The sequence below is a fragment of the Thermomonas sp. genome (genome assembly GCF_029945965.1).
Lineage (GTDB): Bacteria > Pseudomonadota > Gammaproteobacteria > Xanthomonadales > Xanthomonadaceae > Thermomonas.
The window spans coordinates 1106543-1132391 of the sequence record NZ_JAQSDO010000015.1 but is presented as its reverse complement, the minus strand read 5'-3'; the positions used below and the strand labels follow the sequence as shown (position 1 = coordinate 1132391).

The 25849-nt window shown below is 63.5% G+C and carries 24 protein-coding genes; 17 read left to right on the top strand and 7 right to left on the bottom strand.

Going from position 1 to position 25849, the window contains the following annotated elements; translation table 11 throughout:
• Nucleotides 1–36: 36 nt before the first annotated feature.
• The 5 genes from lepB to recO are packed head-to-tail and all read left to right on the top strand — an operon-like array spanning nt 37 to nt 3577.
• Nucleotides 37–828, top strand: coding sequence for a signal peptidase I (lepB, locus tag PSV05_RS11485; RefSeq protein WP_300065496.1), 792 nt, complete (start codon nt 37–39; stop codon nt 826–828).
• 31 nt (nt 829–859) lie between these two features.
• A complete protein-coding gene (locus PSV05_RS11480) occupies nt 860–1246 on the top strand; it encodes a DUF4845 domain-containing protein (protein ID WP_300065214.1) in 387 nt (128 codons plus the stop codon).
• The gene (gene rnc / locus PSV05_RS11475; protein WP_300065212.1) at nt 1203–1910 is read left to right on the top strand and encodes a ribonuclease III; all 708 of its coding nucleotides are present in this window, start codon (nt 1203–1205) and stop codon (nt 1908–1910) included. The genes PSV05_RS11480 and rnc overlap by 44 nt, the downstream gene beginning before the upstream one ends.
• Nucleotides 1907–2836, top strand: a complete 930-nt coding sequence (gene era, locus PSV05_RS11470) for a GTPase Era (protein WP_300065210.1) — start codon at nt 1907–1909, stop codon at nt 2834–2836. The genes rnc and era overlap by 4 nt, the downstream gene beginning before the upstream one ends.
• Nucleotides 2837–2839: 3 nt before the next feature.
• The gene (recO, locus tag PSV05_RS11465) at nt 2840–3577 is read left to right on the top strand and encodes a DNA repair protein RecO (RefSeq protein ID WP_300065208.1); all 738 of its coding nucleotides are present in this window, start codon (nt 2840–2842) and stop codon (nt 3575–3577) included.
• Here recO and PSV05_RS11460 read toward each other — a convergent pair.
• On the bottom strand, nt 3554–4291 hold the full coding sequence (locus tag PSV05_RS11460) for a response regulator (protein ID WP_300065206.1): 738 nt from the start codon (nt 4289–4291) through the stop codon (nt 3554–3556). The genes recO and PSV05_RS11460 overlap by 24 nt on opposite strands.
• Nucleotides 4292–4324: 33 nt before the next feature.
• Here PSV05_RS11460 and PSV05_RS11455 point away from each other — a divergent pair, with 33 nt between their 5' ends.
• From PSV05_RS11455 to PSV05_RS11420, 8 genes are all read left to right on the top strand, one after another.
• On the top strand, nt 4325–6376 hold the full coding sequence (locus tag PSV05_RS11455) for a hypothetical protein (protein ID WP_300065204.1): 2052 nt from the start codon (nt 4325–4327) through the stop codon (nt 6374–6376).
• An 85-nt stretch (nt 6377–6461) separates the two neighbouring features.
• Nucleotides 6462–7076: a YdbL family protein gene (locus PSV05_RS11450; protein WP_300065202.1), complete on the top strand. Its 615-nt coding sequence runs from the start codon at nt 6462–6464 to the stop codon at nt 7074–7076.
• Nucleotides 7077–7167: 91 nt separating this feature from the next.
• On the top strand, nt 7168–8568 hold the full coding sequence (gene rlmD / locus PSV05_RS11445; RefSeq protein ID WP_300065200.1) for a 23S rRNA (uracil(1939)-C(5))-methyltransferase RlmD: 1401 nt from the start codon (nt 7168–7170) through the stop codon (nt 8566–8568).
• 7 nt (nt 8569–8575) lie between these two features.
• Complete coding sequence (locus PSV05_RS11440) at nt 8576–9100, top strand: CYTH domain-containing protein (protein WP_300065198.1); 525 nt, start codon at nt 8576–8578, stop codon at nt 9098–9100.
• Between the two features lie 3 nt (nt 9101–9103).
• Nucleotides 9104–10156 (top strand): beta-N-acetylhexosaminidase, encoded by a 1053-nt coding sequence (gene nagZ / locus PSV05_RS11435; protein ID WP_300065196.1) that lies wholly within the window; start codon nt 9104–9106, stop codon nt 10154–10156.
• Entirely contained in the window at nt 10153–10704 is a 552-nt protein-coding gene (locus PSV05_RS11430) for a hypoxanthine-guanine phosphoribosyltransferase (protein ID WP_300065194.1), read from the top strand. The genes nagZ and PSV05_RS11430 overlap by 4 nt, the downstream gene beginning before the upstream one ends.
• 163 nt (nt 10705–10867) lie before the next feature.
• The gene (locus PSV05_RS11425; RefSeq protein ID WP_300065192.1) at nt 10868–11617 is read left to right on the top strand and encodes an S-methyl-5'-thioinosine phosphorylase; all 750 of its coding nucleotides are present in this window, start codon (nt 10868–10870) and stop codon (nt 11615–11617) included.
• A gap of 123 nt (nt 11618–11740) precedes the next feature.
• Entirely contained in the window at nt 11741–11944 is a 204-nt protein-coding gene (locus PSV05_RS11420; RefSeq protein WP_300065190.1) for a cold-shock protein, read from the top strand.
• Between the two features lie 76 nt (nt 11945–12020).
• Here the strand turns inward: PSV05_RS11420 and PSV05_RS11415 are convergent, their stop codons facing one another.
• The 4 genes from PSV05_RS11415 to PSV05_RS11400 are packed head-to-tail and all read right to left on the bottom strand — an operon-like array spanning nt 12021 to nt 16490.
• Nucleotides 12021–13055, bottom strand: coding sequence for an aldehyde reductase (locus tag PSV05_RS11415; protein WP_300065188.1), 1035 nt, complete (start codon nt 13053–13055; stop codon nt 12021–12023).
• Nucleotides 13056–13095: 40 nt separating this feature from the next.
• Nucleotides 13096–14862 carry an ABC transporter transmembrane domain-containing protein gene (locus tag PSV05_RS11410; RefSeq protein WP_300065186.1) on the bottom strand — a complete coding sequence of 589 codons (1767 nt, stop codon included), beginning with the start codon at nt 14860–14862 and terminating at the stop codon, nt 13096–13098.
• Nucleotides 14863–14898: 36 nt separating this feature from the next.
• Nucleotides 14899–15942 (bottom strand): hypothetical protein, encoded by a 1044-nt coding sequence (locus PSV05_RS11405; RefSeq protein ID WP_300065184.1) that lies wholly within the window; start codon nt 15940–15942, stop codon nt 14899–14901.
• Nucleotides 15939–16490: an RNA polymerase sigma factor gene (locus tag PSV05_RS11400; protein WP_300065494.1), complete on the bottom strand. Its 552-nt coding sequence runs from the start codon at nt 16488–16490 to the stop codon at nt 15939–15941. The genes PSV05_RS11405 and PSV05_RS11400 overlap by 4 nt, the downstream gene beginning before the upstream one ends.
• Nucleotides 16491–16648: 158 nt before the next feature.
• Here PSV05_RS11400 and PSV05_RS11395 point away from each other — a divergent pair, with 158 nt between their 5' ends.
• Nucleotides 16649–19273: an EAL domain-containing protein gene (locus PSV05_RS11395; RefSeq protein WP_300065182.1), complete on the top strand. Its 2625-nt coding sequence runs from the start codon at nt 16649–16651 to the stop codon at nt 19271–19273.
• A gap of 55 nt (nt 19274–19328) precedes the next feature.
• On the opposite strand, the gene xseA is transcribed toward PSV05_RS11395, so the two are convergent.
• Complete coding sequence (gene xseA / locus PSV05_RS11390; protein ID WP_300065180.1) at nt 19329–20666, bottom strand: exodeoxyribonuclease VII large subunit; 1338 nt, start codon at nt 20664–20666, stop codon at nt 19329–19331.
• A 92-nt stretch (nt 20667–20758) separates the two neighbouring features.
• On the opposite strand from xseA, the gene ispG reads away from it, so the two are divergent.
• The 3 genes from ispG (at nt 20759) to PSV05_RS11375 (ending at nt 24884) form a co-directional block, all read left to right on the top strand.
• Nucleotides 20759–22030 carry a flavodoxin-dependent (E)-4-hydroxy-3-methylbut-2-enyl-diphosphate synthase gene (gene ispG, locus PSV05_RS11385; RefSeq protein WP_300065178.1) on the top strand — a complete coding sequence of 424 codons (1272 nt, stop codon included), beginning with the start codon at nt 20759–20761 and terminating at the stop codon, nt 22028–22030.
• Between the two features lie 83 nt (nt 22031–22113).
• Nucleotides 22114–24078, top strand: coding sequence for an HD domain-containing phosphohydrolase (locus PSV05_RS11380; RefSeq protein ID WP_300065176.1), 1965 nt, complete (start codon nt 22114–22116; stop codon nt 24076–24078).
• Between the two features lie 83 nt (nt 24079–24161).
• Nucleotides 24162–24884, top strand: coding sequence for a phosphatase PAP2 family protein (locus tag PSV05_RS11375; protein WP_300065174.1), 723 nt, complete (start codon nt 24162–24164; stop codon nt 24882–24884).
• A gap of 6 nt (nt 24885–24890) precedes the next feature.
• Here the strand turns inward: PSV05_RS11375 and PSV05_RS11370 are convergent, their stop codons facing one another.
• Nucleotides 24891–25817 carry a GGDEF domain-containing protein gene (locus tag PSV05_RS11370; RefSeq protein WP_300065172.1) on the bottom strand — a complete coding sequence of 309 codons (927 nt, stop codon included), beginning with the start codon at nt 25815–25817 and terminating at the stop codon, nt 24891–24893.
• Nucleotides 25818–25849 lie beyond the last annotated feature (32 nt).

Below are 25849 nucleotides of genomic sequence, written 5' to 3'. Positions count from 1 at the left end.
CGCTATCGACCCGTTACCGATGGAGTACGCGCAATGATGGTGTGGTTCGAAACGATCCTGGTCTCATTGACCGCGCTGACCGGCTTGATCTGGCTACTCGACAAACTGTTCCTGGCCAAGCGCCGCGCCGCTGCTGCGGGCCTGCTGGAAGAGCCGAAGGAGCCGATCGTGGTGGACTACGCCAAGGCGTTCTTCCCGATCCTGGCGCTGGTGCTCGGGCTGCGAAGCTTCGTTGCCGAACCGTTCCGGATCCCGTCCAGTTCGATGATGCCGACCCTGCTGACCGGTGACTTCATCCTGGTCAACAAGTTCGCCTTCGGCCTGCGCTGGCCGATCACCAACAAGAAATTCCTCGACATCGGCGAGCCTCAGCGTGGCGATGTGGTGGTGTTCCATCCGCCACAGCTCCCGAAGGAAGACTGGATCAAGCGGATCATCGGGCTGCCTGGCGACACCATCGGGTTTCACGACAACAAGGTCACGATCAACGGCAGAGTGCTGCCGTATCGAAACGAAGGTGAGTACCTGGGGACTGGGGAAGGGACCCCGGAAACCGGTTCGACCAAGTTGACCGAAAGTCTGCCTGGACGGCCACATTTTGTGCTGGAGTGGGAGTACAACAGGGGGGATGGTGACTGGACGGTGCCGGCAGGGCATTATTTCGTCATGGGCGACAATCGCGACAACAGTGAAGATGGCCGCTTCTGGCCGACGCACTTCTTGCCGGAAGCAAATCTGCGCGGCAAGGCGTTCCTGATCTGGATGAACTTCGACCGTACTGCCGACCACGTAGTGGATGTTTCGCGGATCGGCACCCGTATCCATTAACGCGACAACTCAGGGGTCAAGGGGAGCAGCAATGAATCGCAAGCACAGTGGCATGACCATGATCGGCTTCCTGATCACCTTGGCGGTGATCATTCTCTTCATCTATTGCGGCATGAAGATCATTCCGATGTACTCCGAGTTCTACTCGGTCAAGCAGGCATTGGCCGGCATGGCCAGCGAGCCAGAGTTGGGCAATGCGTCGAAGGACAAGATCCGGACGCTGTTCAATCGTCGGATGGACATGAGTTACGCGCTTACCGTCCTGAAAATGGATCCACTCAAGATTGAATCCACCGATACCGGCTACATGTTGACCGTCGAATACGAGCGTCGTGAGTCGTTGATCGCCAATCTCGATATCGTGGGCAAGTTCCATGCCGAGCAGGCGTTGGTGCGTGGTGCGGGCGTGTCCAATTAATTTGCCACAGGGGAACTTTGCCGGTCATGCATTCAATGATGTCGGCCTGCTGCAACAGGCACTGACCCATCGCAGCGCCGGCAGTCCGCACAATGAACGGCTGGAATTTCTTGGCGACGCATTGGTCAACCTGATCGTCGCCGAAACCCTGTACCTGGATTGGCCACGTGCCGATGAGGGCGCGCTGACACGGGCGCGCGCTGAGCTGGTGCGTGAATCCGCGCTGGCCGTAATCGCGCGTGAGTTGGCCCTCGGCGAACACCTGGTACTGGGGCCGGGCGAGATGAAAACCGGCGGTCATCGCCGCGATTCGATCCTGGCCGATGCACTGGAAGCGCTAGTCGCTGCGATCCATCTGGATGCAGGTTTTGAAGCCTGCAAGGCAGTGGTGTTGCAGTGGTTCGCGCCACTGCTGGCGGCGCTGCCGCCACCGCACAAAGTCGGCAAGGACCCCAAGACCCGCCTGCAGGAATGGTTGCAGGCACGCCAGCGCAGCTTGCCCGTCTATGCATTGGCCGAGGAATCCGGCGACGACCATGCACGTATTTTCAAAGTCAGTTGCACGCTGGCCGAGCCGGCATTGAATACCATGGGCGAGGGCAGCTCGCGTCGCGCCGCCGAACAGCAGGCCGCCGAAGCGGCCCTGCAGGAGATCGAGGCATGAGTGTGAATGCACAAGCGCAACACAGCGGGGCGGTGGCGGTCATTGGCCGTCCCAATGTCGGCAAATCGACCTTGGTCAACGCATTGGTCGGGGCCAAGATCAGCATTACCTCGAACCGACCGCAGACCACCCGGCATCGCCTGCTGGGCATCGCCACGTTCCCCGGCGGCCAACTGCAACTGGTGGACACGCCCGGCATCCATGGCGAACAGGGCAAGCGCTCGGGCAAGGCGATGAACCGGATGATGAACCGGGCCGCACGTGGCGCGCTGGAAGGCGTGGATGCGGCCATACTCGTAATCGAGGCCGGCCGCTGGGACATGGAAGACGGGCTGGCCTTCGATGCCCTGCGCGATGGCGGTTTGCCGGTCGTGCTGGTAGTCAACCAGGTCGACAAGATCAAGGACAAGAGCACGCTGTTGCCATTCATTACCAAGGTCACCGAAGGCCGCGACTTCGCCGCCGTGCACCCGCTGTCCGCGCTCAAGCGCAAGGGCCTGGAGCCGCTGGTGGAGACGCTGCTGCAACTGGTACCGGAAGCGGCGCCGGAGTACGGCGAGGACGAGATCACCGACAAGAGCCAGCGTTTCCTGGCTGGCGAGCTGGTTCGCGAGCAACTGATGCGCCAGCTTGGCGACGAGCTGCCCTATGCGACCACGGTCGAGATCGAACAATTCGGGGAAGAGCCATCGCCAAAGGGTGGCGTGATGTATCGCATTGATGCCGTGGTCTGGGTCGAACGCGAGGGCCAGAAGGCGATCGTGATCGGCAAGAAGGGCGAACGCCTGCGTGAGATCGGCACCCGCGCGCGGCTGCAGATGGAACGCCTGTTCGACAGCAAGGTGTTCCTGCAGACCTGGGTGCGCGTGCGCGAGGGCTGGTCGGACGACGAAGCTGCCTTGCGCTCGCTCGGCTACCACGACTGAACCATGCAGCGTTACGTCGGCGAGCCGGCGTTCGTGCTGCACGCGCGACCGTGGCGCGAGACCAGCCTGTTGGTGGAAGTCCTCAGTGCGAACCACGGCCGTGTCGGGTTGCTGGCGCGTGGCGTGCAGGGGCCGAAGCGGCATGTACTGCGGGCGGCGCTGCAGCCGCTGCAATCGATCCGTTTTGATGCGGTCCAGCGTGGCGAGCTGGCCCAACTGACCTCGGCTGAAGCCGTGGACGCATTACCCATGCTGCGCGGCGATGTGGCGATGGCCGCGTTTTACCTCAACGAGTTGTGCATGCGCCTGGCCCCGCGCGAGGATCCGCAGCCGGACATGCACGCGGCGTATGCCATTACCCGCGAACGCTTGCGGAGCAACCAGCCGCTTGCGTGGACCTTGCGTCGCTTCGAGCGCGACCTGCTGGAGTCGCTCGGCGTGGGCTTCGCACTGGATCACGATGGCGATGGCCAGCCGCTGGATCCGGCCGCACGCTATCTGCTGGATCCCGAATACGGCCCGCGACGTGCATTGAACGATCGTGGTGATGGACGCCATGCGGCAGCGACCGGCTGCGGCCTGCTGGCATTGGCTGCGGATGCAATCCCGGAGCGCGACGACCTGGCCAGCCTGCGCCTGCCGCTGCGCGCATTGCTTCTGCACTACCTGGATGGGCGTGGCCTGAAATCCTGGGACATGCTGGGTGAACTGGGGCGGCTATCCGCCGCTCGCCCCGGCTGAAGCCAGCACCTCGTCGACTGCGGATTGCAACGCGGTTAGTGCATCCCCGTCCAGTGGCGTGGCCTGCATCTGGCGCACCACCTGGCCCAGTCGCGCTGCGCCAACGAAGCCGCAACTGGCAATCAGGCGGTGCAGTTCATCGCGCACCCCGGCCTCGTTGCCCTCGATGCAGGCCTGGGTAATGCGATGCCGCTGGCCCGGTAGCTCCTCCGCGAACAGTCCGCGCAAGGCATCGACATTGGCGCGTTGGCCGCCAAGTGCCGCCAGTGCGGCCGCATCGTCCCAGCGTCGCAGGTCGGAGAGGAGTGTTGGTGTCGAAGTCGCCTGCGGAAGATGCCGTTGCAAGGCAAGCTTCAAGTCGACCATGCCCAGCGGCTTGCGCAGCACCTCCACGAATCCCGCTGCAAGCAGCTCATCGCGCAGCGCGGTCTCGGCGGCAGCGGTATGCGCGAGTGCAGGAGCCATCACGCCTTGTGCCCGGAGGGCCTGCAGCAAGGTTGCGCCGCGCCCGTCGGGCAGGTGGGCATCGATCAGCAGCAGCGCATGGTAATCAGCGCTCGCAATGGATAGCGCCTGGGCAACACTGCCAGCCACGTCCACTTGTGCCGGAAGCGATGCCACGACCTCGCCCAGGTAGGCGGCGCTGACCACATCGTCCTCGACCAGCAGGATCCGCGGGATCGAAGGCATCGAAGCCAAGAGTCGTTCGTTCATTGCACCCTCGCGGTGGCTGGGTATGCTGCGCGTATGTCGCGGCCGATCTTACCTGTTCACCTCCTGCTGGCCGCGCTGCTGTGCGTGTCGCCGTTTGCGCCGGTGCCAGCGCAGGCGCGGGTGGCACAGGCGCGTATTGCAAAGGTCGCCACGCCCGTTGCCACATTGGAGCAAGTTCGGGTAAAGCTCGATTGGCCCGATGGCGCGCCTGCCGGCACGCTGGACCTGTGGGCTGCACGCATTGATGCGCCTGATTTGGGCTACGAGTACCGCGACTTGCATTGGCAGTGCCGGCTGCGGCGCGCCGACCACGACGGTTGGCAATGCGATGGCTTGCTGCGTTCCGGCAGCGCAGAACCATTGCGACTTGCCGTGCAGTTCGATGCCGCCGTCACCAAGGCGAGCCTGAGCCGAGGGTCTGCACGGATTGCACTGGATCGCAACGTTGCCAGCCCCGACCTGACCAGTTTCGACCTCAGCAAGGTGCCGCTGCATTGGGTGCAAGCACTGTTGGCGAAGGCCTGGCCCCAGGCGCGACTGACCTCCGGCGAACTCGATGGCCGGTTGCTCATTGATGCAGGCACCGGCCGTCCATTGCGTATCGCAGGTCCGCTGAAGGTGAGCGGGATGGGACTGGAAACCGCCGATGCCAGTACTGCCGCCGAACACCTCGGTGGTCATTTCAACATCGACTACCGGACCACGCCGGCACTGTCGTTGCTCGCAGTCGATGGCGAGTTGCAAGGTGGCGAATTCCTCACCGGCAATACCTATGTCGCATTGCCGGCATCGTCGATTGGCCTGCGCATCGATGCCATGCAGCACGATGGCGGCGGCTGGGAACTGCCACGCATCGAATGGCACGACGGTGATGCGCTGAATGCCGAAGGCAGCGCCGCATTCGGTGTGGATGCCAGCCTGGCGAAACTCGACATCGACATCCACAGCGCCGACATGAGTCCATTGCGCGAGCGCTATCTATCCGGTTGGCTGGGCCTGTTCGGGCTGGGCGATGTTGGACTGAAAGGCGCAATGAACCTGAAAGTCCAGGTGCGCGATGGCGTGTTGAGCCAGGCCGACGCGGAGCTGCATGGGGTCAATCTCGGCGATCCGGCCGAGCGTTTCGTGTTCAACGGGTTGCAGGGTGACGTGCGCTATTCCGCGGGTGCGCCGGTGCGCAGTGAGCTGCGTTGGAACAGAGGCAAGCTGTACGGACTGGATTTCGATGCATCAACGCTGCCGTTCGAAAGCGATGGCGGCCTGTTGAAGTTCCGCGAAGATGCCGTGGTGCCGATGATGGGCGGACGCATGACCTTCCGCGACCTGGTGATCCGTCCGCCGCAGGGTGAGGCCGGTACTGATATCCGCTTCGCCCTCGTGCTGGACGACATCGACTTCGGTCGTGTATCGAAGGCACTTGGCCTGCCGGCGTTCAAGGGCAGGCTTAGCGGCACGATTCCGAAAGCGCATTACGCCAATGAACGCATCGATTTCGACGGTGGCCTGTCGATGCAGTTGTTCGACGGCCGGGTTGCGTTCTCATCGTTGGCGCTGGAACGGCCGTTCGGCAGCGCGCCCAGCCTGAGCGCCGACATTGCCTTCGACGACCTTGACATGTTGCGACTCACCGAGGTGCTCGATTTCGGCAGCATTACCGGGCGCGTGGACGGCCACATCAATGGCCTGCGCCTGGTCGACTGGACGCCCGTCGCATTCGATGCAGAGTTCATGACTGACAACCAGGCCGGCAGCAAGCAGCGCATCAGCCAACGCGCGGTGCAGAACATTTCCAGCGTCGGCGACGCCTCCTTCATGGGTAGCCTGCAGGGCAAGCTGATCGGCCTGTTCAACGATTTCGGCTATCGCCGCATCGGTATTGCCTGTCGGCTGGTGAACCAGGTCTGCCAGATGTCCGGCCTGGAGGGTTCACGCCATAGTCAGGCGGGAAACAGCTTTACTATCGTGGAAGGCGCCGGCATTCCGAGGCTGACCGTGGTCGGTTTCAACCGGCAGGTGGATTGGCCCACGTTGGTGGAAAGGTTGGGTGCGGTCGGGTCGGGTGAAGTGAAGCCGATCGTGAAATGATGAGAACTTCAAAGATGAGAACTTCAAAGATGCAAGGTCGGGCAATGCGCACAATACGAAGTGGACAAACGCGAGGAGCGATGCAATGAAACAGTGGTTGGGAATGCCGGTCGTGGGGGCGCTGCTGCTCAGCGCATGCGTGACCATCAATGTCTATTTCCCGGCAGCCGAGGCCAAGGCTGCGGCGCGCGAATTCGTCGAGAAGGTGATCGATCAGGCAGACAGCACACAGATCAAGGACAGCAGTGGCGGTGGGATGGCGATGCAGCTGAAGCATTTCGATTTCGACGCATCCGGCTTTGATCCATGGATGCTGATCGGGATTGGTTCGGCGCAAGCACAGAGCGCGCCCGACATCAGCATCAAGACCCCGGCGATCCAGGCGATCCAGTCGCGGATGGAAGCACGTTTCAACAGCACCCTGCGCTCAGGGTTTGATTCCGGTGCGCTTGGCTTCACCGAGGATGGCCTGATCAGCGTGCGCGATGCCGGCAAGCTGGAACTCAAGGATCGCGTGGCGATGAACGCCGCGGTGGCCGATGACAACCGCGACCGCAAGGCAGTCTATCGCGAGGTCGCGGTGGCCAATGGCCATCCGGAATGGGAAGTCCAGATCCGCAATGTGTTCGCCAAGCAATGGGTGGAGAGCGCGCGCAGCGGCTGGTGGTACCAGTCCGGTGGTGGCTGGAAGCAGAAGTGATGCCAGGATGGCGTCATCCCGTACAGGCCGTGGATAGCCGCTAACACGGGATCCATCGCGCAAACGGCCCGCTTCGGCGGGCCGTTTGCATATGGGCATCTGCGACAATGATCGGCCAACCGCATCGATCGATCACGTGGCCTACGTCGACCATACCCCCAAGACCCTCGATATCGTCAACCTCACCCACGACGGTCGCGGCGTGGCGCGCTGGCCTGAAAGCCATGTGCATGCCGGCAAGGCCGTGTTCGTGTCCGGCGCGCTGCCGGGAGAACAAGTCAGCGTGCAGCAGACCACGCGCTCGCGCCACTTTGATGAAGCAAAAACGCTTGAGGTATTGGTTGCATCACCGGATCGGGTGACGCCGCGCTGCCCGCATTTCGGCGTCTGCAGTGGCTGCGTGCTGCAGCACATGGCCGAGGGTGAACAGATCAAGGCCAAGCAGCGTGTGTTGCTGGATAACCTGCAACGCATCGGCCACGTGCAACCGCAAGATGTGTTGCCGCCGCTGAGCGGCGATGCCTGGGGCTATCGCCGCAAGGGTCGGTTCTCGGTGCGCCGGGTCGAGAAGAAAGACAAGACGCTTGTCGGTTTCCGCGAACTGGATCCGCGCTTCGTCGCCGACATCCGCGAGTGCCATACGCTGGTGCCGTCGATCGGTTTCAAGATTGATGCATTGTCCGCGCTGGTCGATGGCATGGACGCACGCCGCGACATTCCGCAGATCGAGTTCATCGCTGGCGACGCCTCGCCTGATGGAAGTGGGGTCGCACTCGTGTTCCGTCACCTGCAACCACTGGGCGATGCCGATCGCGCGAAGCTGCTCGCGTTCGCGCAGGCGCACGACTTCAACATTTTCCTGCAACCCGGTGGCCTGGATACGATGCATCCACTGGCCGGCGAAGCGTCGCAGCTGGCATTCCGCTTGCCACAATGGGACGTGGAGTTGCAGTTCCGGCCGCTGGATTTCATCCAGGTCAATGCCAAGCTCAACGAGGCGATGATCGCCCGCGCACTTGAATTGCTGGACGTGCAGCCGGGCGAACGCGTGCTCGACCTGTTCTGTGGACTAGGCAATTTCACTTTGCCGCTGGCGCGTGTCGTCGGTGATGCAGGCACGGTTGTCGGCGTGGAAGGCGATGCGGGCCTGGTGCAGCGCGCACGCGCCAATGCCGAACACAACGGCCTGCACAACGTGAGCTTCCATGCAGCCGACTTGAGCAAAGACTTGGCTGGCCAGCCGTGGCTCAAAACCGGCTTCGACAAATTGCTGCTGGATCCGGCGCGGTCCGGTGCGCTTGAAGTGCTCAAGCAGTTCCCGCTGAAGGGGCTCAAGCGCATCGTGTATGTCAGTTGCCATCCTGCTTCGCTGGCGCGCGATGCCGGTTATCTGGTCAATGAAGCAGGCTGGACACTACGCGCGGCCGGGGTGATGGACATGTTCCCGCACACCGCGCACGTGGAATCGATCGCCGTGTTCGAACAGGCCTGAGGCGACCATGGGTATCGAAATCGAACGCAAGTTCCTGCTCGCCAGCGACGACTGGCGTGGTGCCGCACACGAAGTTGTGTCAATGGTGCAGGGCTACCTCAACGACCTGCATGCGGTCGATAGCGGCACGATGAATGCGTCGGTGCGGGTGCGCATCGAAGGTGAACAGGCGCGGCTCAACATCAAGTCGCGCGAGCTTGGCGCAAGCCGGCAGGAATTCGATTACCTGATCCCGATGGACGATGCGCGTGCGCTGTTGGCGCTGTGCGTGGGCGGCGTGATCGACAAGCGCCGGCATCTGGTCCAGCACGCCGGGCACCTGTGGGAGGTTGATGAATTCCTCGGTGAAAACGCCGGCCTGGTGGTCGCCGAAATCGAGCTGGATCGCGAGGACGAATCGTTCGAGCATCCAGTCTGGCTGGGCGTCGAAGCCACTCACGCAGTGCGCTACTACAATCTTGCATTGGCCTCACGGCCATACTCGCAATGGGACGAGGCAGAACGCCTCGCCACCGACATCAAGGAACGCTAAAGCATGCTGGTCATCGGTGTCGCCGGGCACGAACTCACCGCACGCGAACGCGACTGGTTGCAGCACGATGCCTGCGCCGGGGTGATCCTGTTTACCCGTAATTTCGCATCGAAAGACCAGGTCATCGAACTCAACCATTCGATCCGCGACGCGGCGCCGCGCCCGCAACTGTTATGCGTCGACCAGGAAGGTGGACGCGTGCAGCGTTTCCGCGATGGCTTCAGCGCGCTGCCGCCGCTGGAAGGTTTCGACGCGCTGTATCGGCGCGACGTGGCCAGCGCACTTGAGCTTGCACGCGAACATGCATGGCTGATGGCGAGCGAGATCCGCGCCACCGGCATCGACCTCAGCTTCGCGCCGGTGGTCGATCTCGGGCGTGGCAATCGGGCGATCGGCAACCGTGCGTTCTCGCCCGATCCCGATGTCGTGGCCGACTTCACCCGCGCCTATGTTGAAGGCATGCACAGTGCGGGCATGGCTGCGACCCTCAAGCACTTCCCCGGGCATGGCTCGGTGCTGGAAGACACCCATTTCGACGAGGCGGTGGACAACCGCTCGCTGGAGGAGATGCGCGCGCTCGATCTGGTGCCGTTTGTAGCCGGCGTCGACGCGGGGGCAGACGCGGTGATGATGGCGCACGTGGTGTATCCACAGATCGCGCCGGAACCGGCCGGCTATGCGCCGCGCTGGATCGGCGACATCCTGCGCAAGGACATGGGCTTTCGCGGTGTGGTGTTTTCGGACGACATCGGCATGGCAGCGGCGTTTTCCGCCGGTGGCGTCAAGGCGCGGATTGATGCGCACCTGGATGCCGGTTGCGACGTCGTATTGGTCTGTCATCCAGATTTGGTGGACGAGTCGTTGCATGCACTCGATGGCCGCACGTCCAGTACGATGAACCTGGTCGGCCTGATGGGGCGTGGTCCGCAGGCGTGGGATTGCTTGCTTGCCGACGCGCACTACCAACAGGCGCAAGTGCGGCTCGGCGACGTGCCGGTTTCCGCGCGGGATGCAGGGGCTGCATCCGGTGCGATCAATGTGGGGAACGTGGCATGAGTATTCCGAAGCTGTCCGACGCCTTGGCGACTGCACGCGTGGTCCACGAGAAAAGCGTGCTGGAAGACGCGATCCAGCGCATGGCGGGCGAGATCCGTGGCGAATACGAGGAAGGCGACGTGCCGCTGTTCCTGACCGTGATGAATGGTGGCCTGCCATTTGCCGCGCAACTGGCGTTCGCACTGGGCGAGCGTGGCCTGGACCTGCATTTCGACTACCTGCATGCCACCCGCTATCGCGGCCAGACCAGTGGTTCGGGCTTGGCCTGGCTGCATCGTCCGGCCACCCCGATGCAGGGGCGCAAGGTGCTGCTGGCTGACGACATCATCGACGAGGGTCATACGCTGCTGGCGATCAAGCACTGGTGCGAAGACCAGGGCGCGGCCGAGGTGCGCATCGCGGTGCTAGCGGAAAAAAAACACGACCGCTGTGTCGATGGCATCAGTGCCGACCACGTGGGCGTGGACGTGCCGGATGCGTATGTATTTGGCTACGGCATGGATTACCACGAACAGGGTCGTAATCTGCCGGCGATTTACGCGCTTTGACGCACGCATGGGCACGTGTCTGCATCGGTAGCAATTCGCCGGACACGCCGTGAATACGTCCATGTAGGCTTCTCGGCGACATCCGTGTCGCCGAAAGTCCGGCAAATCGCCACCAACGCAGGCACGCACTCGAATTTGCCACGAACTGGTACGAGGCTTCCTGATGATGATCGAACTTGCGGTAATCGGCGGCACTGGCGTTTACGCACTTGGCGAACTGGGCGATGTCGAGACCCACCAGCCCGTCACGCACTATGGCGCGCCTTCGGGGCCGATCCGTGTGGGCACCTACGCAGGCAAGCGCGTGGCCTTCCTGGCACGGCATGGCGAAGGCCATTCGCTGCCGCCGCACAGGATCAACTACCGCGCCAACCTTGCCGGGTTGAAGGCAGTCGGCGCATCGCGCGTGCTGGCGTTGAACACAGTTGGTGGCATCACCAGCCACTGCGGCCCGCGCGTGCTCGCCTGTCCTGACCAGCTGATCGACTACACCTGGGGCCGCATTTCCACCTTTTGCGAAGAGCCGGGCAGCGAGGTGCTGCACGTGGATTTTGGCGATCCGTACACGCCGGCATTGCGCGCAAGCATCATTGCCGCGGCCACGCACGCTTGCGTGCCATTGGTCAATATTGGCTGTTACGGTGCGACCCAGGGCCCGCGGCTTGAGACGAAGGCGGAAATCGCGCGCATGCGCCGTGATGGGTGTGACCTGGTCGGCATGACCGGCATGCCGGAGGCCGGCCTGGCCCGCGAATTGGGCTTGGACTACGCCTGCCTGGCCATCGTCGCCAATTGGGCGGCAGGCGCGGGTCCTGATCCGGACGAGGTCATTACCCTGCAGGACGTGCTGGATAACGTGGCGGCCGCGATGGACGGCGTGCCTCGCCTGCTGGGCGCTTTGCTCGGGACCTGATCCGGCAACGGCGACGCTCGGGCGTTGCAAGTGAAGACGGTTGTTGCATACTCGGCACCGTGCGTCCGGCCATAGTGCCGAAGACGCACGTTCCAGCAACATTCCCAAGAGGTCATAGTCACCATGCAATACGGCACCGTGAAATGGTTCAACGACGCCAAGGGCTTTGGTTTCATCACGCCCGAGGACGGTAGCGCGGATCTGTTCGTGCATTTTTCCGCGATCGACTCCACCGGCTTCCGCAGCCTGCCGGAAGGCCAGAAGGTCAGTTTTGAAGTCACCCAGGGCGCGAAGGGTGCACAGGCAACGTCCGTCAAACCGGTCTGATTGCACTAGACTCCAAGTATTCAATGCCCCGCCTCGCGCGGGGCATTTTTTATGCGCAGCGTGTTTGGTTTGACGTTTAGAGCGCTGTTCTTAGCAAGCCAAGCTGTAACAGGCTTTCGGCTGTCGCCACCAGCGCATCCTCGTTGGAGCGCGGAGACCAGCCCAGCACGCGTCGCGCCTTGGCGCTGGTCGCGTTCTTGTACTTGCCCAGTTCTGGCACGATCTGGCGCACGTTCGGGTCCACCAGTGCGGCCAGCCTGACCATCCAGTTCGGTAGCTGGCGCGAGGGTACCCGGCGTGCGGCATCGCCCATTCGCTGTTTGAGTACGTGGGCTATCTCTTGCATCCGCATGAAATCGCCAGCCACTGCCAGGAAGCGTTCGCCGTTTGCGGCGGGATCCACCATCGCGCGCAAGTGCAGGTCGACCACGTCGCGCACGTCGACCACGCCGAAGCACAGGTTGGGGCTTCCAGGCAGGGCGCCATCCATCAGCTTCTGCACCAGCAGAATCGAGGTTGCGTAGTCGGGACCCATGACCGGGCCGAACACACCGACCGGATTGACAACAGCCAATTCCAGTGTTCCGCCTTCGCGTTCGATGAAATCCCACGCCGCACGCTCGGCCAACGTCTTGGATTTTGCGTAGGCGGAAACATCGTTGCCTGCAAGGTTGGTCCACGTGGTCTCATCGAATGCGGCTTGTTGTTCCCCATGGCCATAGCCGACCGCGGCGAACGACGATGTCAGCACGACCCGTCGCACGCCTGCATCGCGCGCCGCACGCAAGACGCGCAAGCCGCCTTCGCGTGCCGGCACGATGATGTCGTCCTCATGCCTTGGGATTCCCGACGGGAATGGCGATGCCACGTGCAGTACGAAGTCGCAGCCACCTACTGCATCGGTCCAGCCGGCATCAGCGGTCAGGTCGGCGGCGAAGAATCGCAGGCGTTCACCAGCATTGATGCCAGCTGCCGATAGCATTGCGCGTACCGCCGATTCTCGCTGCAGCCCGCGCACGCTTGCATGCACAACATGGCCTTGCGCGAGCAGTTGTGCGATCGCATGGCCACCGATGAAACCGCTGCCGCCGGTAACCAGTACCTGGCTCATGAGTGTGTCCCTTTCAAGGCACGATCACGCATGTCCCGCTTCAATCAAGGAACTGCAGCCGTGCCAGCTCTGCATACAGCCCGTGCTGTGCCAGCAACTGCTGATGCGTGCCCTCTGCGACGATGCGGCCGGCGTCCATCACCACGATGCGGTCGGCCATCAGCACGGTGGCCAGGCGATGCGCGATTACCAGCGTGGTGCGCCCCGCCATCAGGTTTTCCAGTGCATGCTGCACCGCGCGTTCGCTCTGCGCGTCGAGCGCGGAAGTCGCCTCGTCCAGCAGCAGCACCGGCGCGTCCTTGAGCAGGGCGCGGGCAATGGCCACGCGTTGCTGCTGGCCGCCGGACAGGCGTGTGCCGCGTTCGCCAAGCTCGCTGGCGAAACCGTCTTTCAATGCATCCAGGAAGCCGTCGGCCTCGGCGGATTCGGCAGCCTGGTGGACCTCTGCATCGGTCGCGTCCAGGCGGCCATAGCGGATGTTATCGGCGGCGCTGGCGGCAAACAGCGTCGGTTGTTGCGGAACGAGGGCGATCGCATCGCGCAGCAGCGCGGGATCAAGTTCACGCAGGTCAATGCCATCTACGCTGACGTGGCCAAGTTGCGGATCGTGGAAGCGCAGCAACAGGGTGAAGACCGTGCTCTTGCCGGCGCCGGAGGGGCCGACCAGCGCCACGGTTTCGCCCGGCCGCACATGCAGGTTGAAACCTTCAAGCGCCGGAGCTTCCGGGCGCTGCGGGTAATGGAAAGTGACATCGTCGAATCTGATCTCGCCGCGCACGGGCGATGGCAGTACACGTGGATTTGCGGGAGCAACAATCCCTGGGCGTTCCTGCAGCAGATCGTTGATCCGGCCCATGCCGCCCGCCGCTTTCTGCAGTTCATTCCAGACCTCGGCCAGCGCCGCCACCGAGCCACCGCCGAACAGTGCATACAGCACGAACTGGATCAGTGTGCCGGCGCTCATGCGCCCGGCAATCACGTCATGCGCACCAGACCACAGCACCAGCGTTATCGCGCCGAAAAACAGCGTAATCGTGGCGCCGGTCATCAGTGCCTGTGCGCCGATCCGCTTGCGCGCGGTGCCCACGGCGATGTCGACCGCATTGGCGAAACGCCCACGCTCATAGCCTTCGCGGGCATGCGCCTGCACCGTGCGCACCGCGCCAAGGGTTTCCGTGGCCAGCGCATTCGCATCGGCGATACGGTCCTGGTTGCTGCGCGAAATCTTGCGGATCTTGCGTGCGCCGAAGATCACCGGCAGCACCGCCAATGGGATGCCAATCAGCGCCCACGCCGCCAGCCTCGGGCTGGTGACGAACAGCAACACCATTGCGCCGATGGCGGTAATCGTGCTGCGCAAGGCGATCGACATGACGCTGCCGATGATGTTGCGGATCAGCTCGACGTCGGAGGTCAGGCGCGAGACCAGTTCTCCACTGCGGGTGCGATCGTAGAAACCGGCATCCAGGCTGATCAGGTGTGCATAGAGTTCGGTGCGCAAGTCCGCGACAACCCGTTCGCCCAAGATCGAGACGAAGAAGAAGCGCGTAGCAGTGCCGAGCGCGAGCACCAGTGCCACCACGAACAGGAGCAGGAAGGCGCGGTCGATGCTGCCGGCACTGCCGCTACTGAAGCCCTCGTCGATCATGATGCGGAAGGCGAACGGCAGGCTCAGCGATGCACTGGAGGACAGCGACAGCGCCAGCAGCCAGGCGATGAACAGGCCGCGATACCTGCGCACGAATGGCCACAGTGCGCGCAGGGAACCGATGGGCGCCTTGGCCGGCGCCGGCGTGGGGGAATTCATCCGTACATGTTAACGGTGCACCGGCTGCAGCGGCAGTCAGTGTTCGATTTCGAGCGCATGCAGCGCAGGTGGCAGCACTGCGGCAGGATAGCGGCGCCTGAATTCGGCCAGGCTGGCCTTGGCATCCTGACGCTTGCCCTGTTCCAGCAACTCGCCGATGCGATGCAGCCAGGCATCGCGCACAGCGGGCGATGCCGCGGTGGCGGGTGGAATGTCCACGCCGGGATCGTCGACGAAGCCGGCATCGGCTGCCAGTTCGGCTTCGTTGCGCCCGACCGGGGGCACTGGCGCCGCTGGCGCTGGCCGCACCGCATTGGCCGCGGCTTGTCGGGCACTGTCCGCCACGCCTGACTTGTCTGCAGCAGGTGCGTCGTCGCGCACCATGAAATCGCTACTGGCTTTGGCAGCGGCTGCAGGCGCGGTCGTGCGTGCACGCATGGTGCGATCGCTTGCACGCAGGGGGTCCAGGGTCTTGGCCGGCGGTGCTGCGCCCGATGCGGCTTCTGCCGACATCGCTGAAGTCGGTGCAGGCGGCGCTGGCGATGACGGCGCTGCAGCTATCGGGCGCGCGGATGGTGAGAGCAGCGGGACGGGCGTCTGCAATGATTGATCATCGGCAGGTGGCAAGGCTTCCTGCGCGCCGACTACGGACGAAGTGGCTTGCTGGGGTGCGGGCGCGATTGACGGTACCGGCACAGGTGCCGGTTTCGATTGCACCATCGGCACTGGTATGTCGGTAGGAAGGGACTCGAACATGCGCACCGCCTGCGTGTCGCTCGCGTCAGGCTGAGCTGCTGGCTGGGCGGCTTCCAAGCCAGGCAATGGTCGCAGCTGCCAGGCCATGCTCACTGCCAGGACCATTGACGCCGCCAGCGCAATCGGGGCGATCCAGCTGACGCGCGGCCTGGTCGGGGACTTTGCCGGCCTGGCAGGACGTACCGCTGCCTGAGCAGCAGCCAGGATGCTTGCATCCAGATCGGGAGCGGGCGCGGTGCGGCCGTGCAGGCGCGGCAAGGCCTTGGCCAGCGCGCGTTCCTCGGCATCCAGCAAATGTGGCGATTGTGGTGGGCGCTGGTTCATGTCGGCAGCCTCGCACGCAGTTTGTCCATCGCATAGCGCAGGCGCGACTTTACGGTCTCGCGGCCGACGCCGGTGACTTCACCTATCTCCTCAAGCGTCAGTTCCTGTTCCAGCCGCAACAGCAGTACCTCACGTTGATCCTCGGGCAGGTCGTCCAGGGCCAGTTGCAGCTGGCGCCGGCGCTCGAATTCCGACACTACGCGTTCGGGCGTATCCGGATCGGCAACACGCGCCGCGCGTTCATCGGCGTCTGCCGGCGCCGGTGGACGGTGTTTGGCAGCGCGCCAATGGTCGTGCAGGCGATGATGGGCAATCGTGTACAGCCAGGTGGCGAAGCCGGGATCCGGTTTCCAGCCTTCACGTGCGCTGATCACCCGCTGCCAGGTGTCCTGGAAGACTTCGTCGGCCAGCCCGTTGTCGCGCAATTGGCGCAACAGGTAGCGGTAGAGCTTGCCGCGATGGCGGGCATACAACTGGTCGAACGCACCCACTTCGCCCGCCGCATAGGCGAGCATCAGGGTTTCGTCGCTGGTATCCAGGCCATCCATGCCCACCAGCGTACGGACTGGCGGGTGCGCAGGAAAGGGCGAAAACAGCGATTGGGCGAGGATGCTGGAAGCTGCCATGTTCCTGCAAACGCATGGGATGGCCGGGAAGGGTTGCCGGTCGTGCTGCCCTCTGGCGTAGTAAACAGTATGCTCACTGCATGAATGGGGTCCGGGTAGTGCAATTGCCGAATGGCGCGAATGACGCGCACATGCCGCCGGGTGAGCAGGATCATGCTCAGCTTGGCAAGGAAGATCTGATCCAGCTGTTGCAGCAGGCCGGGCAGCGGATCGAGTCCCTGCGCCGTTCAGAGCGCCTGCAGCAGTCGCTGTACGAGATCGCCGACCTGGCCGGTGGTAGCCAGGACATGCAGGACATGCTCAGGCGGATCCACGTGATCGTCGGTGCGCTGATGTACGCGGAAAACTTCTACATCGTGCTGTACGACGAATTCCGCCAGAAGATCCGTTTCCTGTACTTCGTCGACAAGCTCGATCCGTTCATCAACGATCCGGATGCCGAACTCGATTTCGACAAGGCCGATGCCAACCTGACCGTGGCACTGCTACAGGGCGGGGAGGCCATGCGCGGCCCTTCGCGGGAACTCAGGGCACAGCGCAGCATTCCGCCCGATCCCAGCAACGGGCCGGATAGCGCGGACTGGCTAGGCGTGCCGATGCTGCGCGAGGATCGGGTGGTTGGCGGCATCGTGGTGCAAAGCTACGAGCATCCGTCGGTCTACAGCGATGAAGATCGGGCGTTGCTGACCTATGTGGCCCAGCACATCCTGACTGCGCTGGATCGCCACCATGCGCGCGAGCGGCTCGAGCAGCGCGTCGAGGAGCGTACCCGCGCACTCAAGCAGGCGAACCTGGACCTGCAAGCCGAGGTGGTGGAGCGCCAACGTTCGCAGGAATTGCAGCGAACCCTGTTCCGCATCGCCGAATTGTCGATGATCAGCGACAGCCTGGAGCACTTCTACGCCGAGATCCACAAGGTCGTCGGCGGTCTGCTATATGCCCGCAATTTCTACATCGCGATGCTGTCGGCCGATGCAACGATGCTGGAATTCGCCTATTCCGTCGACGAGCGCGACATCGTGCGCAAGCCACGCAAGATTGCCAGTAGCCTGACCGAATACGTTCTGAGCACGGGCAAGCCCTTGCTGGCCGACCGCAGGCGGATTTCGCAACTGGAAAGCGCGGGCAAGGTGATCAGCCATGGTGCGCTGGCGCATTGCTGGCTCGGGGTGCCCTTGCTGCATGAGGACAAGGTCGTCGGCGTAATTGCGGTGCAGAGCTATTCGCCGGAATTCACGTTCAGCATCCACGACCAGGAACTGCTGACCTTCGTCGCCTTCCACATCGGCAGCGGCCTGGCCCGCAAGCAGGCACAGGACAAGCTGGTGCTGGCGCATGCCGGGCTGGAGCAGCGGGTCAGCGAACGCACCCGTGAACTGGCCGAAGCCAACGCAGAACTGGTCGAACAGATCAGCGAGCGCATGCGCGCCGAACGCAAGCTGACCCATCAGGCCATGCATGACGTGCTGACCGGACTGCCCAATCGCGCGCAGTTGCTTGAGAAACTCGATCTGGCCATCGCCAATGCACGCAAACATGCCGATGCATGCTTCGCGGTGCTGTTCCTCGACCTGGACCGCTTCAAGCTGGTCAACGACAGCGTGGGCCATGCGGTCGGCGATGAACTGCTGGTGGAATCCGGGCGCCGCATCGCCAGCAGCATGCGTGGCGACGACATGGTCACGCGATTGGGCGGCGACGAATTCGCGATACTCGCCGAGGGCCTGGATGGGCCGGGGATGGCCGAGGAGCTCGCGCACCGGGTGTTGGCGGCACTGGGTGCGCCAATCTGGATCGCCGGGCGTGAACTGTTCCCCACCGCCAGTATTGGCATCGCCATGTGGCAGCCACGCTACGACACTGGCGAGGAAATGCTGCGCGACGCGGATGCCGCGATGTACCGGGCGAAGAGCGATGGCCGCGACCGCAGCATGTTGTTCGACGAGGCCATGCGCGACGAAGTGCTGCGCGCGTTGGACCTGGAGTCCGACCTGCGCCGCGCGATCAACAACGATGCCTTCGAACCGTATTACCAGCCGATCGTGAAGCTGGGCAATGCCGAGCAGGTGGGCGGCGAGGCATTGCTGCGCTGGCGGCATGAAAAGCGCGGCTTGCTGGCGCCCGGCGAGTTCATCGACGTGGGCGAGGACAGTGGCCTGATCGAACAGGTCGACTGGCTGATGTATGCCCGGGTGATCGCCGACATGGCGACGCATGCGATGCCCGGTTACGTGGCGATCAATGTATCGCCGCGGCATTTCCGCTCGCCGGATTTCGCCGAACGCCTGCTCGGGCTGTTGGATGTGGCGGGCGTGGATCCATCGCGGTTGCGCATCGAGATCACAGAGGTCGCGCTGCTTGACGATGCACCGCGCATCAGCGAGACGCTCAACTTGCTGCGCAGCCAAGGCGTTCTTGCGCAGTTGGACGATTTTGGCACCGGCTTCTCGGCGCTGTCCTACCTGCACCGGTTCCCGATCGCGGCGCTCAAGATCGACCGCAGTTTCGTCGCCGACCTGTCAGGCGATGCGCGCAACGAAAGCGTGGCGGTGATCCGCGCGATCGTTGCATTGGCCGGCAGCCTGGGCATCGAGATCATCGCCGAGGGCGTGGAAACCATGGCCCAGCGTGAATGCCTGCGCGAGCTGGGCTGCATCTACGCGCAGGGCTACCTGTTCGGCAGGCCCGTACCGCTCGAGGATTGAGCGCAAAAAACGGCAACGAGGTGCGACGGTTTCGATCCTGGCCGTAGATGTCCGCTCAGTGCTTTCCTTGCACCTGCAATTGCAAATGCCCGTCGTGCAGGCGCGCATCCAGTATGTCGCCGGCAGCAGCATCGCCAATGCTGCGCACGATCCGGCCATCGTCGTGCTGGAGGATGCTGTAGCCGCGGGCGACCGTGGCAAGCGGGCTGATCGCATGCAGCGAACGCGCTAGTCCGCGCAGGCGCAGGGCATCGTGCTGCAACCGTCGCGCCAGCAACACCTGCGGGCGGCCCTGCAGCGATGCCAGGCGTTCGCGCAAGCGCTCGATCGTGCGGCGCGGATGGCTGGCACGCAGCACGCTGTCGGCATGGCGTAGCGACGCACGGTCGCGTTCAAGCCGGCGTTGCATTGCATTGGATAGCCGCGCATTCGCCTGTTGCGCGCGCTGGGCAAGAGCAGACAGCCGCGCTTGCGGGCGCATGGCCTGCAGACGCAGGAAGGCGTGATCCGCTCGCTGGTTGCGTTCGCGTGCTGCATGCTGTTGAAGTGTGATCAGTCGCCGATGCAATGCATCCAGTCGCGCGGACAGTGCAGTGCGGTCTGGCACCAGCAATTCCGCCGCGGCTGAGGGCGTTGGCGCGCGCAGATCGGCGGCAAAGTCGCTGAGCGAGAAATCCGTTTCATGTCCGATCGCGCTGACCACAGGCACCGGGCTGGCGGCGATCATGCGGGCCAGTGCTTCGTCATTGAACGCCCACAGGTCCTCCAGCGAGCCGCCGCCGCGCGCCAGCAGGATCGCGTCATAGCGGCCGCAGTCGATCGCGCGTTGCAGCATTGCGCGTATCTGCGCGGCTGCAGTGTCACCCTGCACGGGGACAGGCAGCAGGTCGAGTTCGACCAGCGGGAAGCGCCTGCGCAGCACGCTGACGATGTCCCGGATCACCGCGCCACTTGGCGAGGTCAACACCGCCAGCCGGCGCGGCCACGCGGGCAGGGCGCGCTTGCGGGCAGCATCGAACAGGCCCTCGGCCTGCAGGCGAGCCTTCAGCTCATCCAGTGCACGGCGCAGAGCGCCTTCGCCGGCATCTTCAATGGAATCCAGCACCAGCTGGTAGTCGCCACGGGCTTCGTACAGCGTCAACCGACCGCGTGCGAGCACTCGCAAGCCCTCGCGCGGGGCGAATTTGAGCCACTGGCTCTTGGGCTTGAACAGCGCGCAACGCACCTGCGCGCGCGCATCTTTCAGGGTGAAATACAGGTGGCCAGAACCAGGTCGCGACATGTTGCCGATTTCGCCCTCGACCAGCACCAGCGGGAATGCGCCTTCCAGCAGGTCGCGGGCCAGCGTGTTCAGCTGGCTGGGAGTGAGGATGTGTTGCTGGTCGTCTTGCACATCACCATTGTAGCGGCGGGTCTTGACCCGCCGGCTGGCTACGACGAAATGCTGGTGGGTAGCGGGTCAAGTCCCGCTCTACAATAAGCAGCATGACGACAGATCCAATTCCGCCCTGCCGCGCCGACCAGTTTGGCCCCGCGCAACGCCGCGCCACCCGCCAGGTCGTGATCGGCGGCGTGAAGATCGGTGGCGATGCGCCCGTGGTGGTGCAGTCGATGACCAATACCGATACCGCCGACGTGGCCTCGACCACCAAACAGGTGGCCGAACTCTGGCGCGCCGGCTCGGAGCTGGTGCGGGTTACGGTCAACAACGCGGAATCCGCCGCTGCAGTGCCGCGCATTGTCGAGAAGCTCGCAATGATGGGCGTGCACGTGCCGATCATCGGGGACTTCCACTACAACGGGCACACGCTGCTGGCCAATGAGCCAGCGTGCGCGCAGGCGCTGGCCAAGTACCGGATCAACCCCGGCAATGTCGGCTTCGGCAAGAAGCGCGACACCCAATTCGGTCAGATGATCGAGTTTGCCTTGTTGTACGACAAACCGGTGCGGATCGGCGTCAATTGGGGCTCGCTGGACCAGTCGCTCGCCACTCAGTTGATGGACGAAAATGCCCAGCGCTCTGAACCCTGGGATGCCGGACGGGTGCTGCGCGAAGCACTGATTCGATCAGCGCTGGATTCGGCGGCGCGCGCGGTCGAAATTGGACTGCCCGCCGAACGCATCGTGCTCAGTGCAAAGGTCAGCGGCGTCCAGGAATTGATCGCGGTCTATCGCGACCTGGCAGTCCGCAGTGACTTTGCCCTGCATCTGGGTTTGACCGAAGCCGGCATTGGCAGCAAGGGCATCGTGGCGTCCTGCGCCGCGCTCGGCGTGCTGCTGCAGGAAGGCATCGGCGACACCATCCGCATTTCGCTCACGCCAGAACCGGGCGGGGCGCGCACGCAGGAGGTCATCGTGGCGCAGGAACTGCTGCAGACCATGGGCCTGCGCGCATTCACGCCGATGGTCACCGCATGCCCGGGTTGCGGCCGCACGACGTCGGAGTTCTTCCAGGAATTGGCGCAGACAGTGCAGGAGCATGTGCGCGCGCGCATGCCGGAGTGGAAGATCAGCCATCCGGGTGCCGAAAACATGACCCTGGCGGTGATGGGCTGCATCGTCAATGGACCGGGCGAGTCGCGCCACGCCAACATCGGTATCTCGTTGCCAGGAACGGGCGAGGCACCCTCGGCGCCGGTCTTCGTGGATGGTGAAAAAACCGTCACCCTGCGCGGCGCGAACATCGCCCAGGAATTCGTCGCCCTGATCGACGATTACGTGGAGCAACGTTACCGGGCTGCTGCGTCGCAGGATTGAACGGTACGAATTGAACATTGCAGCGTGGGCGAAGCCTGATATTGCGCGCTAGACTCGGTGTGTTGGCCGCATCAGGGGATGCCATGGACGGAAAACGCACGAGTTTCCCGCTTTACCTGCACATTACCGTGCTGTCGGTCGGATTGGTGCTCGCGACCAGCGTGGGTCTGCGCTGGTTCGGCGATGTTATCCCGGGCCAGTGGGAATTCGCACTGCTGGCGCTCTTGGTGGCGCTTGTCGCGCTGCTGGCATCGCGCCGGTTGTCGGCATCCTTGGTGCGTCTGGGCCGCGAAGCTGAAGCCGTACGCCGGTTCGATTTCAGCGATCACCCGGTCATACATTCCAGGGTGCGCGAGATCGACCAACTGGGAGGTGCGTTCGACCTGATGCGCGATGCGGTGCGCCGTTTCCTGCGGATCAACCATCGACTGGCGACTGAAACCGATCTGGAAGCCCTGCAGCCATGGCTGCTGGACAAGATGGTCGACATCGCCGTGGCACGCGGCGGTGTGCTGTATCTGGTCGATGCCAGCAGCGAGGCCCTGCGCGCGACCGCCGTGGATACCAGCGGTGGCATGGCCCATGCCGTGCAGGATCTGCCGACGCTGGTGCAGGAGACTTTGCCGGATTTGATGGCGCAAGCGCGCTTCACAATGGAGCCGGCCTGTGGCCGGCTGGAAGTCGGGGAGTTGCAGGCGCTCGGGCTGGATCCCGCGCTTGCATCATTGTCTGCGCTGGCGCTGCCGTTGCGTGACCGCCGTGCGCAGCTGCTGGGCATGCTGCTGCTGTTCAAGGATGGCGGGATCGATGAAGCCAGCACCAGTTTTATTGCTGCCTTGGCGGCCAGCGCGGCCACCGCACTGGAAACCCAGGAACTGCTGCGTGGCGAGAAGGCACTGACGCAGGCAACGATCCGCATGCTCGCCGGTGCGATCGACGCACAGAGTCCCTACACCGGCGGTCACTGCGAACGGGTGCCGGAGATCACTTTCATGCTCGCGCGCGCGGCCTGTGCGGCGCAGGATGGCCCGTATGCGGATTTCGACCTCGACCCGGAGCAGTGGGAGGCGCTGCACATCGCGGCCTGGCTGCACGACTGCGGCAAGGTCACGACACCGGAATACGTGGTGGACAAGGCGACAAAACTCGAAACGCTGAACGACCGTATCCATGAAGTCCGCACGCGCTTCGAAGTGCTCAAGCGCGATGCCGATGTCGATTACTGGCGCGGCGTGGCTGAGGGCGGCGACGAACCTGCGTTGCAGCAACAGTGCGATGCGTTGAAGGCGACGCTGGACGAAGAATTCGCATTCGTCGCCACCTGCAATGTGGGTGGCGAGTTCCTGTCGCCGGACAAGCAGGCGCGCCTGCGCGAGATCGGCGCGCGGCGCTGGCTTCGCACCTTGGATGACCGACTTGGGCTGTCACGCGATGAGCTGGCCCGCAAACCGGGACAGGCGGAAGCATTGCCAGTCGAGGAAACCCTGCTTGCCGACAAACCCGAGCATCGGTTTGAACGGCCGGACGCGGAAAAAATGCCGCCGGACAATCGTTGGGGCTTCCGGATGGATGTGCCGGAATTACTCTACAACCGAGGCGAGCTGCACAACCTGTCGATCAGCCGCGGCACCCTGACCGCGGAGGAACGCTACAAGATCAACGAGCACATGGTGCAGACCATCATCATGCTCAATGAGCTGCCGTTCCCGCGACACCTGCGTGCGGTGCCGGAGATCGCCGGTGGCCACCACGAGAAGATGGACGGTACCGGCTATCCGAAACGACTGGGTCGCGACCAATTGAGCCCGCTGGCGCGGATGATGGCGATCGCCGACATCTTCGAGGCGCTAACTGCCGCAGACCGGCCTTACAAGTCGGGCAAGAAACTGTCGGAGGCGTTGTCGATCATGGCCAGGATGCGCCAAGACCAGCACATCGATCCTGAGCTGTTCGAGCTGTTCCTGCGCAGCGGCGTGTTCCGTGAGTACGCTCTACGTTTCATGCTTGCCGACCAGATCGATGACGTGAGCATCGAGGCGTACCTCTAGCCTCAAACGACTGCCTGCAGTCTTCGCGAGCCATGAACATCGCAGTGCCCATGATCCGAAAAACTTCCACCCGGTCCCCTCACATGTCGAATCCCGTACAGGCCTCCAAGCACGATCCGCAAGTTGCGTTGCAAGCGGCGCACGAAGACGCCCGCTTCGGTCTCGATTTCCTGCGTCGTCGCTGGCGGCGTCTGCTACTGGTATTCGGCGGCGTCCTGCTGCCGCTATGGGGCTTCGGCGAATTGGCCGAAGACCTGCACGCAGGCCAGCTATTCTTCTTTGATGCACCACTGCTGCAGTTCGCGCACACACTTGCGAACGCGGGATGGGACACGTTCTTCGTGCGGATGTCAGCGCTTGGCTATTTGCATGGCGTGGTACCGCTGGACGTCGTGCTGGTCCTCGCGCTGGCGCTTCGCCGCAGGCTGGGCGAGGGGCTGTTTGCCGGTGTTGCGATCATTGGTTCCGCATTGCTCAACCTGGGCGCCAAGCAGCTGTTCGCGCGCACGCGGCCAACGCTATGGGAATCAATTGCGCCCGAATCCAGCTACAGCTTCCCGAGCGGGCATGCGATGGGATCGATGACGTTGGCCTGCGTGCTGGTGCTGCTGGCTTGGCCCACCCGCTGGCGCTGGCCGGTTGCGATTGTCGCCTCTGCTTTCGTGGTACTGGTCGGGCTTTCACGCTTGTACCTCGGCGTGCATTACCCGTCCGACATTCTCGCAGGCTGGACCGCTGCACTGGTCTGGACAGTGGGCATATACGCGCTTGTCTTCAACCAGCGCAGGCCTTGGCAGCAGGACTGAGGACCACTAGGCTTCCACACGGACCCGATTGCGCCCCTCGCTCTTGGCGCGGTACAGGGCGGTATCAGCGGCGGCCATCAACGCGGGTCGTGTGTCGCGGTCCGGCGCCAGTTCGGCGATACCAATACTGACAGTGATGTGCTGCGGTTCGCCGCCAGGGCTGAACAGGGTGGCCGCGATCGCTTCGCGCAGGCGTTCGGCGAACAGCCGTGCGGCTTCGGCATCGCATTCGGGGAGCAGCAAGGCGAATTCCTCACCGCCAATGCGCGCGACGATATCGTCGTTGAGCGCATGCTTGCGCAGCAACGCGGCGATCTGTCGCAGCACTTCATCGCCGGAAATGTGGCCGTAACGGTCGTTGACCGGCTTGAACAGATCGACATCGAGAATGCACAGCGACAATGGCCGTCCATGCCGTATCGCTCGCGAGATCTCGTTGTCGGCCAGTTCGATGAAGTGACGCCGGTTGTTCAGGTCGGTCAATGCGTCGTGGGTGGCGAGCTGATAGATCTCTTCGTGGTAGCGCGCTTCCACGCTGTCCTGGCTGATGAACTTGAGGATGCTTTCGCCCACGGTCACCTGGTCGCCGTCGGCCAGCACTGTGTCGCATTCGATGCGCGTATCATTGAGACGGGTAATATTGGTTGCGCCAAGGTCGCGGACGCGATAGCCGGCGCCCTCGCGCCATATGCGGCAGTGCTCGCGCGAGACGCTCCTGTGCACGATGACCAGGTCAGCTTCCTGCGAACGGCCCACCAGCACCGGTGCTTCGCCGATATCCGCACGTCGCCCCAGGCCTTCGCCGTGGATCACCACCACGCAGGCCGAACGCGGCGCGGGCCGCAATGGCCCAGGCGTCAGCATCGTGCGTTGGGTGGTGTCGTTGGGTTGGTCGTCCGTGTCCATTGTTGTCGGCGGGGCGGGCGGCGGCATTGATGAGTGTAGCGTCCGCGCAGTGGCCGTGC

What these genes read in the sequence shown, in the direction of transcription:
- PSV05_RS11450 (WP_300065202.1), top strand. Translation starts at nt 6,462, where the DNA reads ATGAAACAGTGGTTGGGAATGCCGGTCGTGGGGGCGCTGCTGCTCAGC.
- PSV05_RS11370 (WP_300065172.1), bottom strand. Translation starts at nt 25,817, where the DNA reads ATGCCGCCGCCCGCCCCGCCGACAACAATGGACACGGACGACCAACCC.
- recO (WP_300065208.1), top strand. Translation starts at nt 2,840, where the DNA reads ATGCAGCGTTACGTCGGCGAGCCGGCGTTCGTGCTGCACGCGCGACCG.
- PSV05_RS11460 (WP_300065206.1), bottom strand. Translation starts at nt 4,291, where the DNA reads ATGAACGAACGACTCTTGGCTTCGATGCCTTCGATCCCGCGGATCCTG.
- rlmD (WP_300065200.1), top strand. Translation starts at nt 7,168, where the DNA reads ATGGGCATCTGCGACAATGATCGGCCAACCGCATCGATCGATCACGTG.
- PSV05_RS11425 (WP_300065192.1), top strand. Translation starts at nt 10,868, where the DNA reads ATGATGATCGAACTTGCGGTAATCGGCGGCACTGGCGTTTACGCACTT.
- PSV05_RS11455 (WP_300065204.1), top strand. Translation starts at nt 4,325, where the DNA reads ATGTCGCGGCCGATCTTACCTGTTCACCTCCTGCTGGCCGCGCTGCTG.
- PSV05_RS11400 (WP_300065494.1), bottom strand. Translation starts at nt 16,490, where the DNA reads ATGGATGGCCTGGATACCAGCGACGAAACCCTGATGCTCGCCTATGCG.
- PSV05_RS11420 (WP_300065190.1), top strand. Translation starts at nt 11,741, where the DNA reads ATGCAATACGGCACCGTGAAATGGTTCAACGACGCCAAGGGCTTTGGT.
- PSV05_RS11375 (WP_300065174.1), top strand. Translation starts at nt 24,162, where the DNA reads ATGTCGAATCCCGTACAGGCCTCCAAGCACGATCCGCAAGTTGCGTTG.
- PSV05_RS11480 (WP_300065214.1), top strand. Translation starts at nt 860, where the DNA reads ATGAATCGCAAGCACAGTGGCATGACCATGATCGGCTTCCTGATCACC.
- PSV05_RS11415 (WP_300065188.1), bottom strand. Translation starts at nt 13,055, where the DNA reads ATGAGCCAGGTACTGGTTACCGGCGGCAGCGGTTTCATCGGTGGCCAT.
- PSV05_RS11430 (WP_300065194.1), top strand. Translation starts at nt 10,153, where the DNA reads ATGAGTATTCCGAAGCTGTCCGACGCCTTGGCGACTGCACGCGTGGTC.
- PSV05_RS11405 (WP_300065184.1), bottom strand. Translation starts at nt 15,942, where the DNA reads ATGAACCAGCGCCCACCACAATCGCCACATTTGCTGGATGCCGAGGAA.
- PSV05_RS11380 (WP_300065176.1), top strand. Translation starts at nt 22,114, where the DNA reads ATGGACGGAAAACGCACGAGTTTCCCGCTTTACCTGCACATTACCGTG.
- rnc (WP_300065212.1), top strand. Translation starts at nt 1,203, where the DNA reads ATGCCGAGCAGGCGTTGGTGCGTGGTGCGGGCGTGTCCAATTAATTTG.
- ispG (WP_300065178.1), top strand. Translation starts at nt 20,759, where the DNA reads ATGACGACAGATCCAATTCCGCCCTGCCGCGCCGACCAGTTTGGCCCC.
- PSV05_RS11395 (WP_300065182.1), top strand. Translation starts at nt 16,649, where the DNA reads ATGAATGGGGTCCGGGTAGTGCAATTGCCGAATGGCGCGAATGACGCG.
- PSV05_RS11440 (WP_300065198.1), top strand. Translation starts at nt 8,576, where the DNA reads ATGGGTATCGAAATCGAACGCAAGTTCCTGCTCGCCAGCGACGACTGG.
- lepB (WP_300065496.1), top strand. Translation starts at nt 37, where the DNA reads ATGGTGTGGTTCGAAACGATCCTGGTCTCATTGACCGCGCTGACCGGC.
- nagZ (WP_300065196.1), top strand. Translation starts at nt 9,104, where the DNA reads ATGCTGGTCATCGGTGTCGCCGGGCACGAACTCACCGCACGCGAACGC.
- era (WP_300065210.1), top strand. Translation starts at nt 1,907, where the DNA reads ATGAGTGTGAATGCACAAGCGCAACACAGCGGGGCGGTGGCGGTCATT.
- PSV05_RS11410 (WP_300065186.1), bottom strand. Translation starts at nt 14,862, where the DNA reads ATGAATTCCCCCACGCCGGCGCCGGCCAAGGCGCCCATCGGTTCCCTG.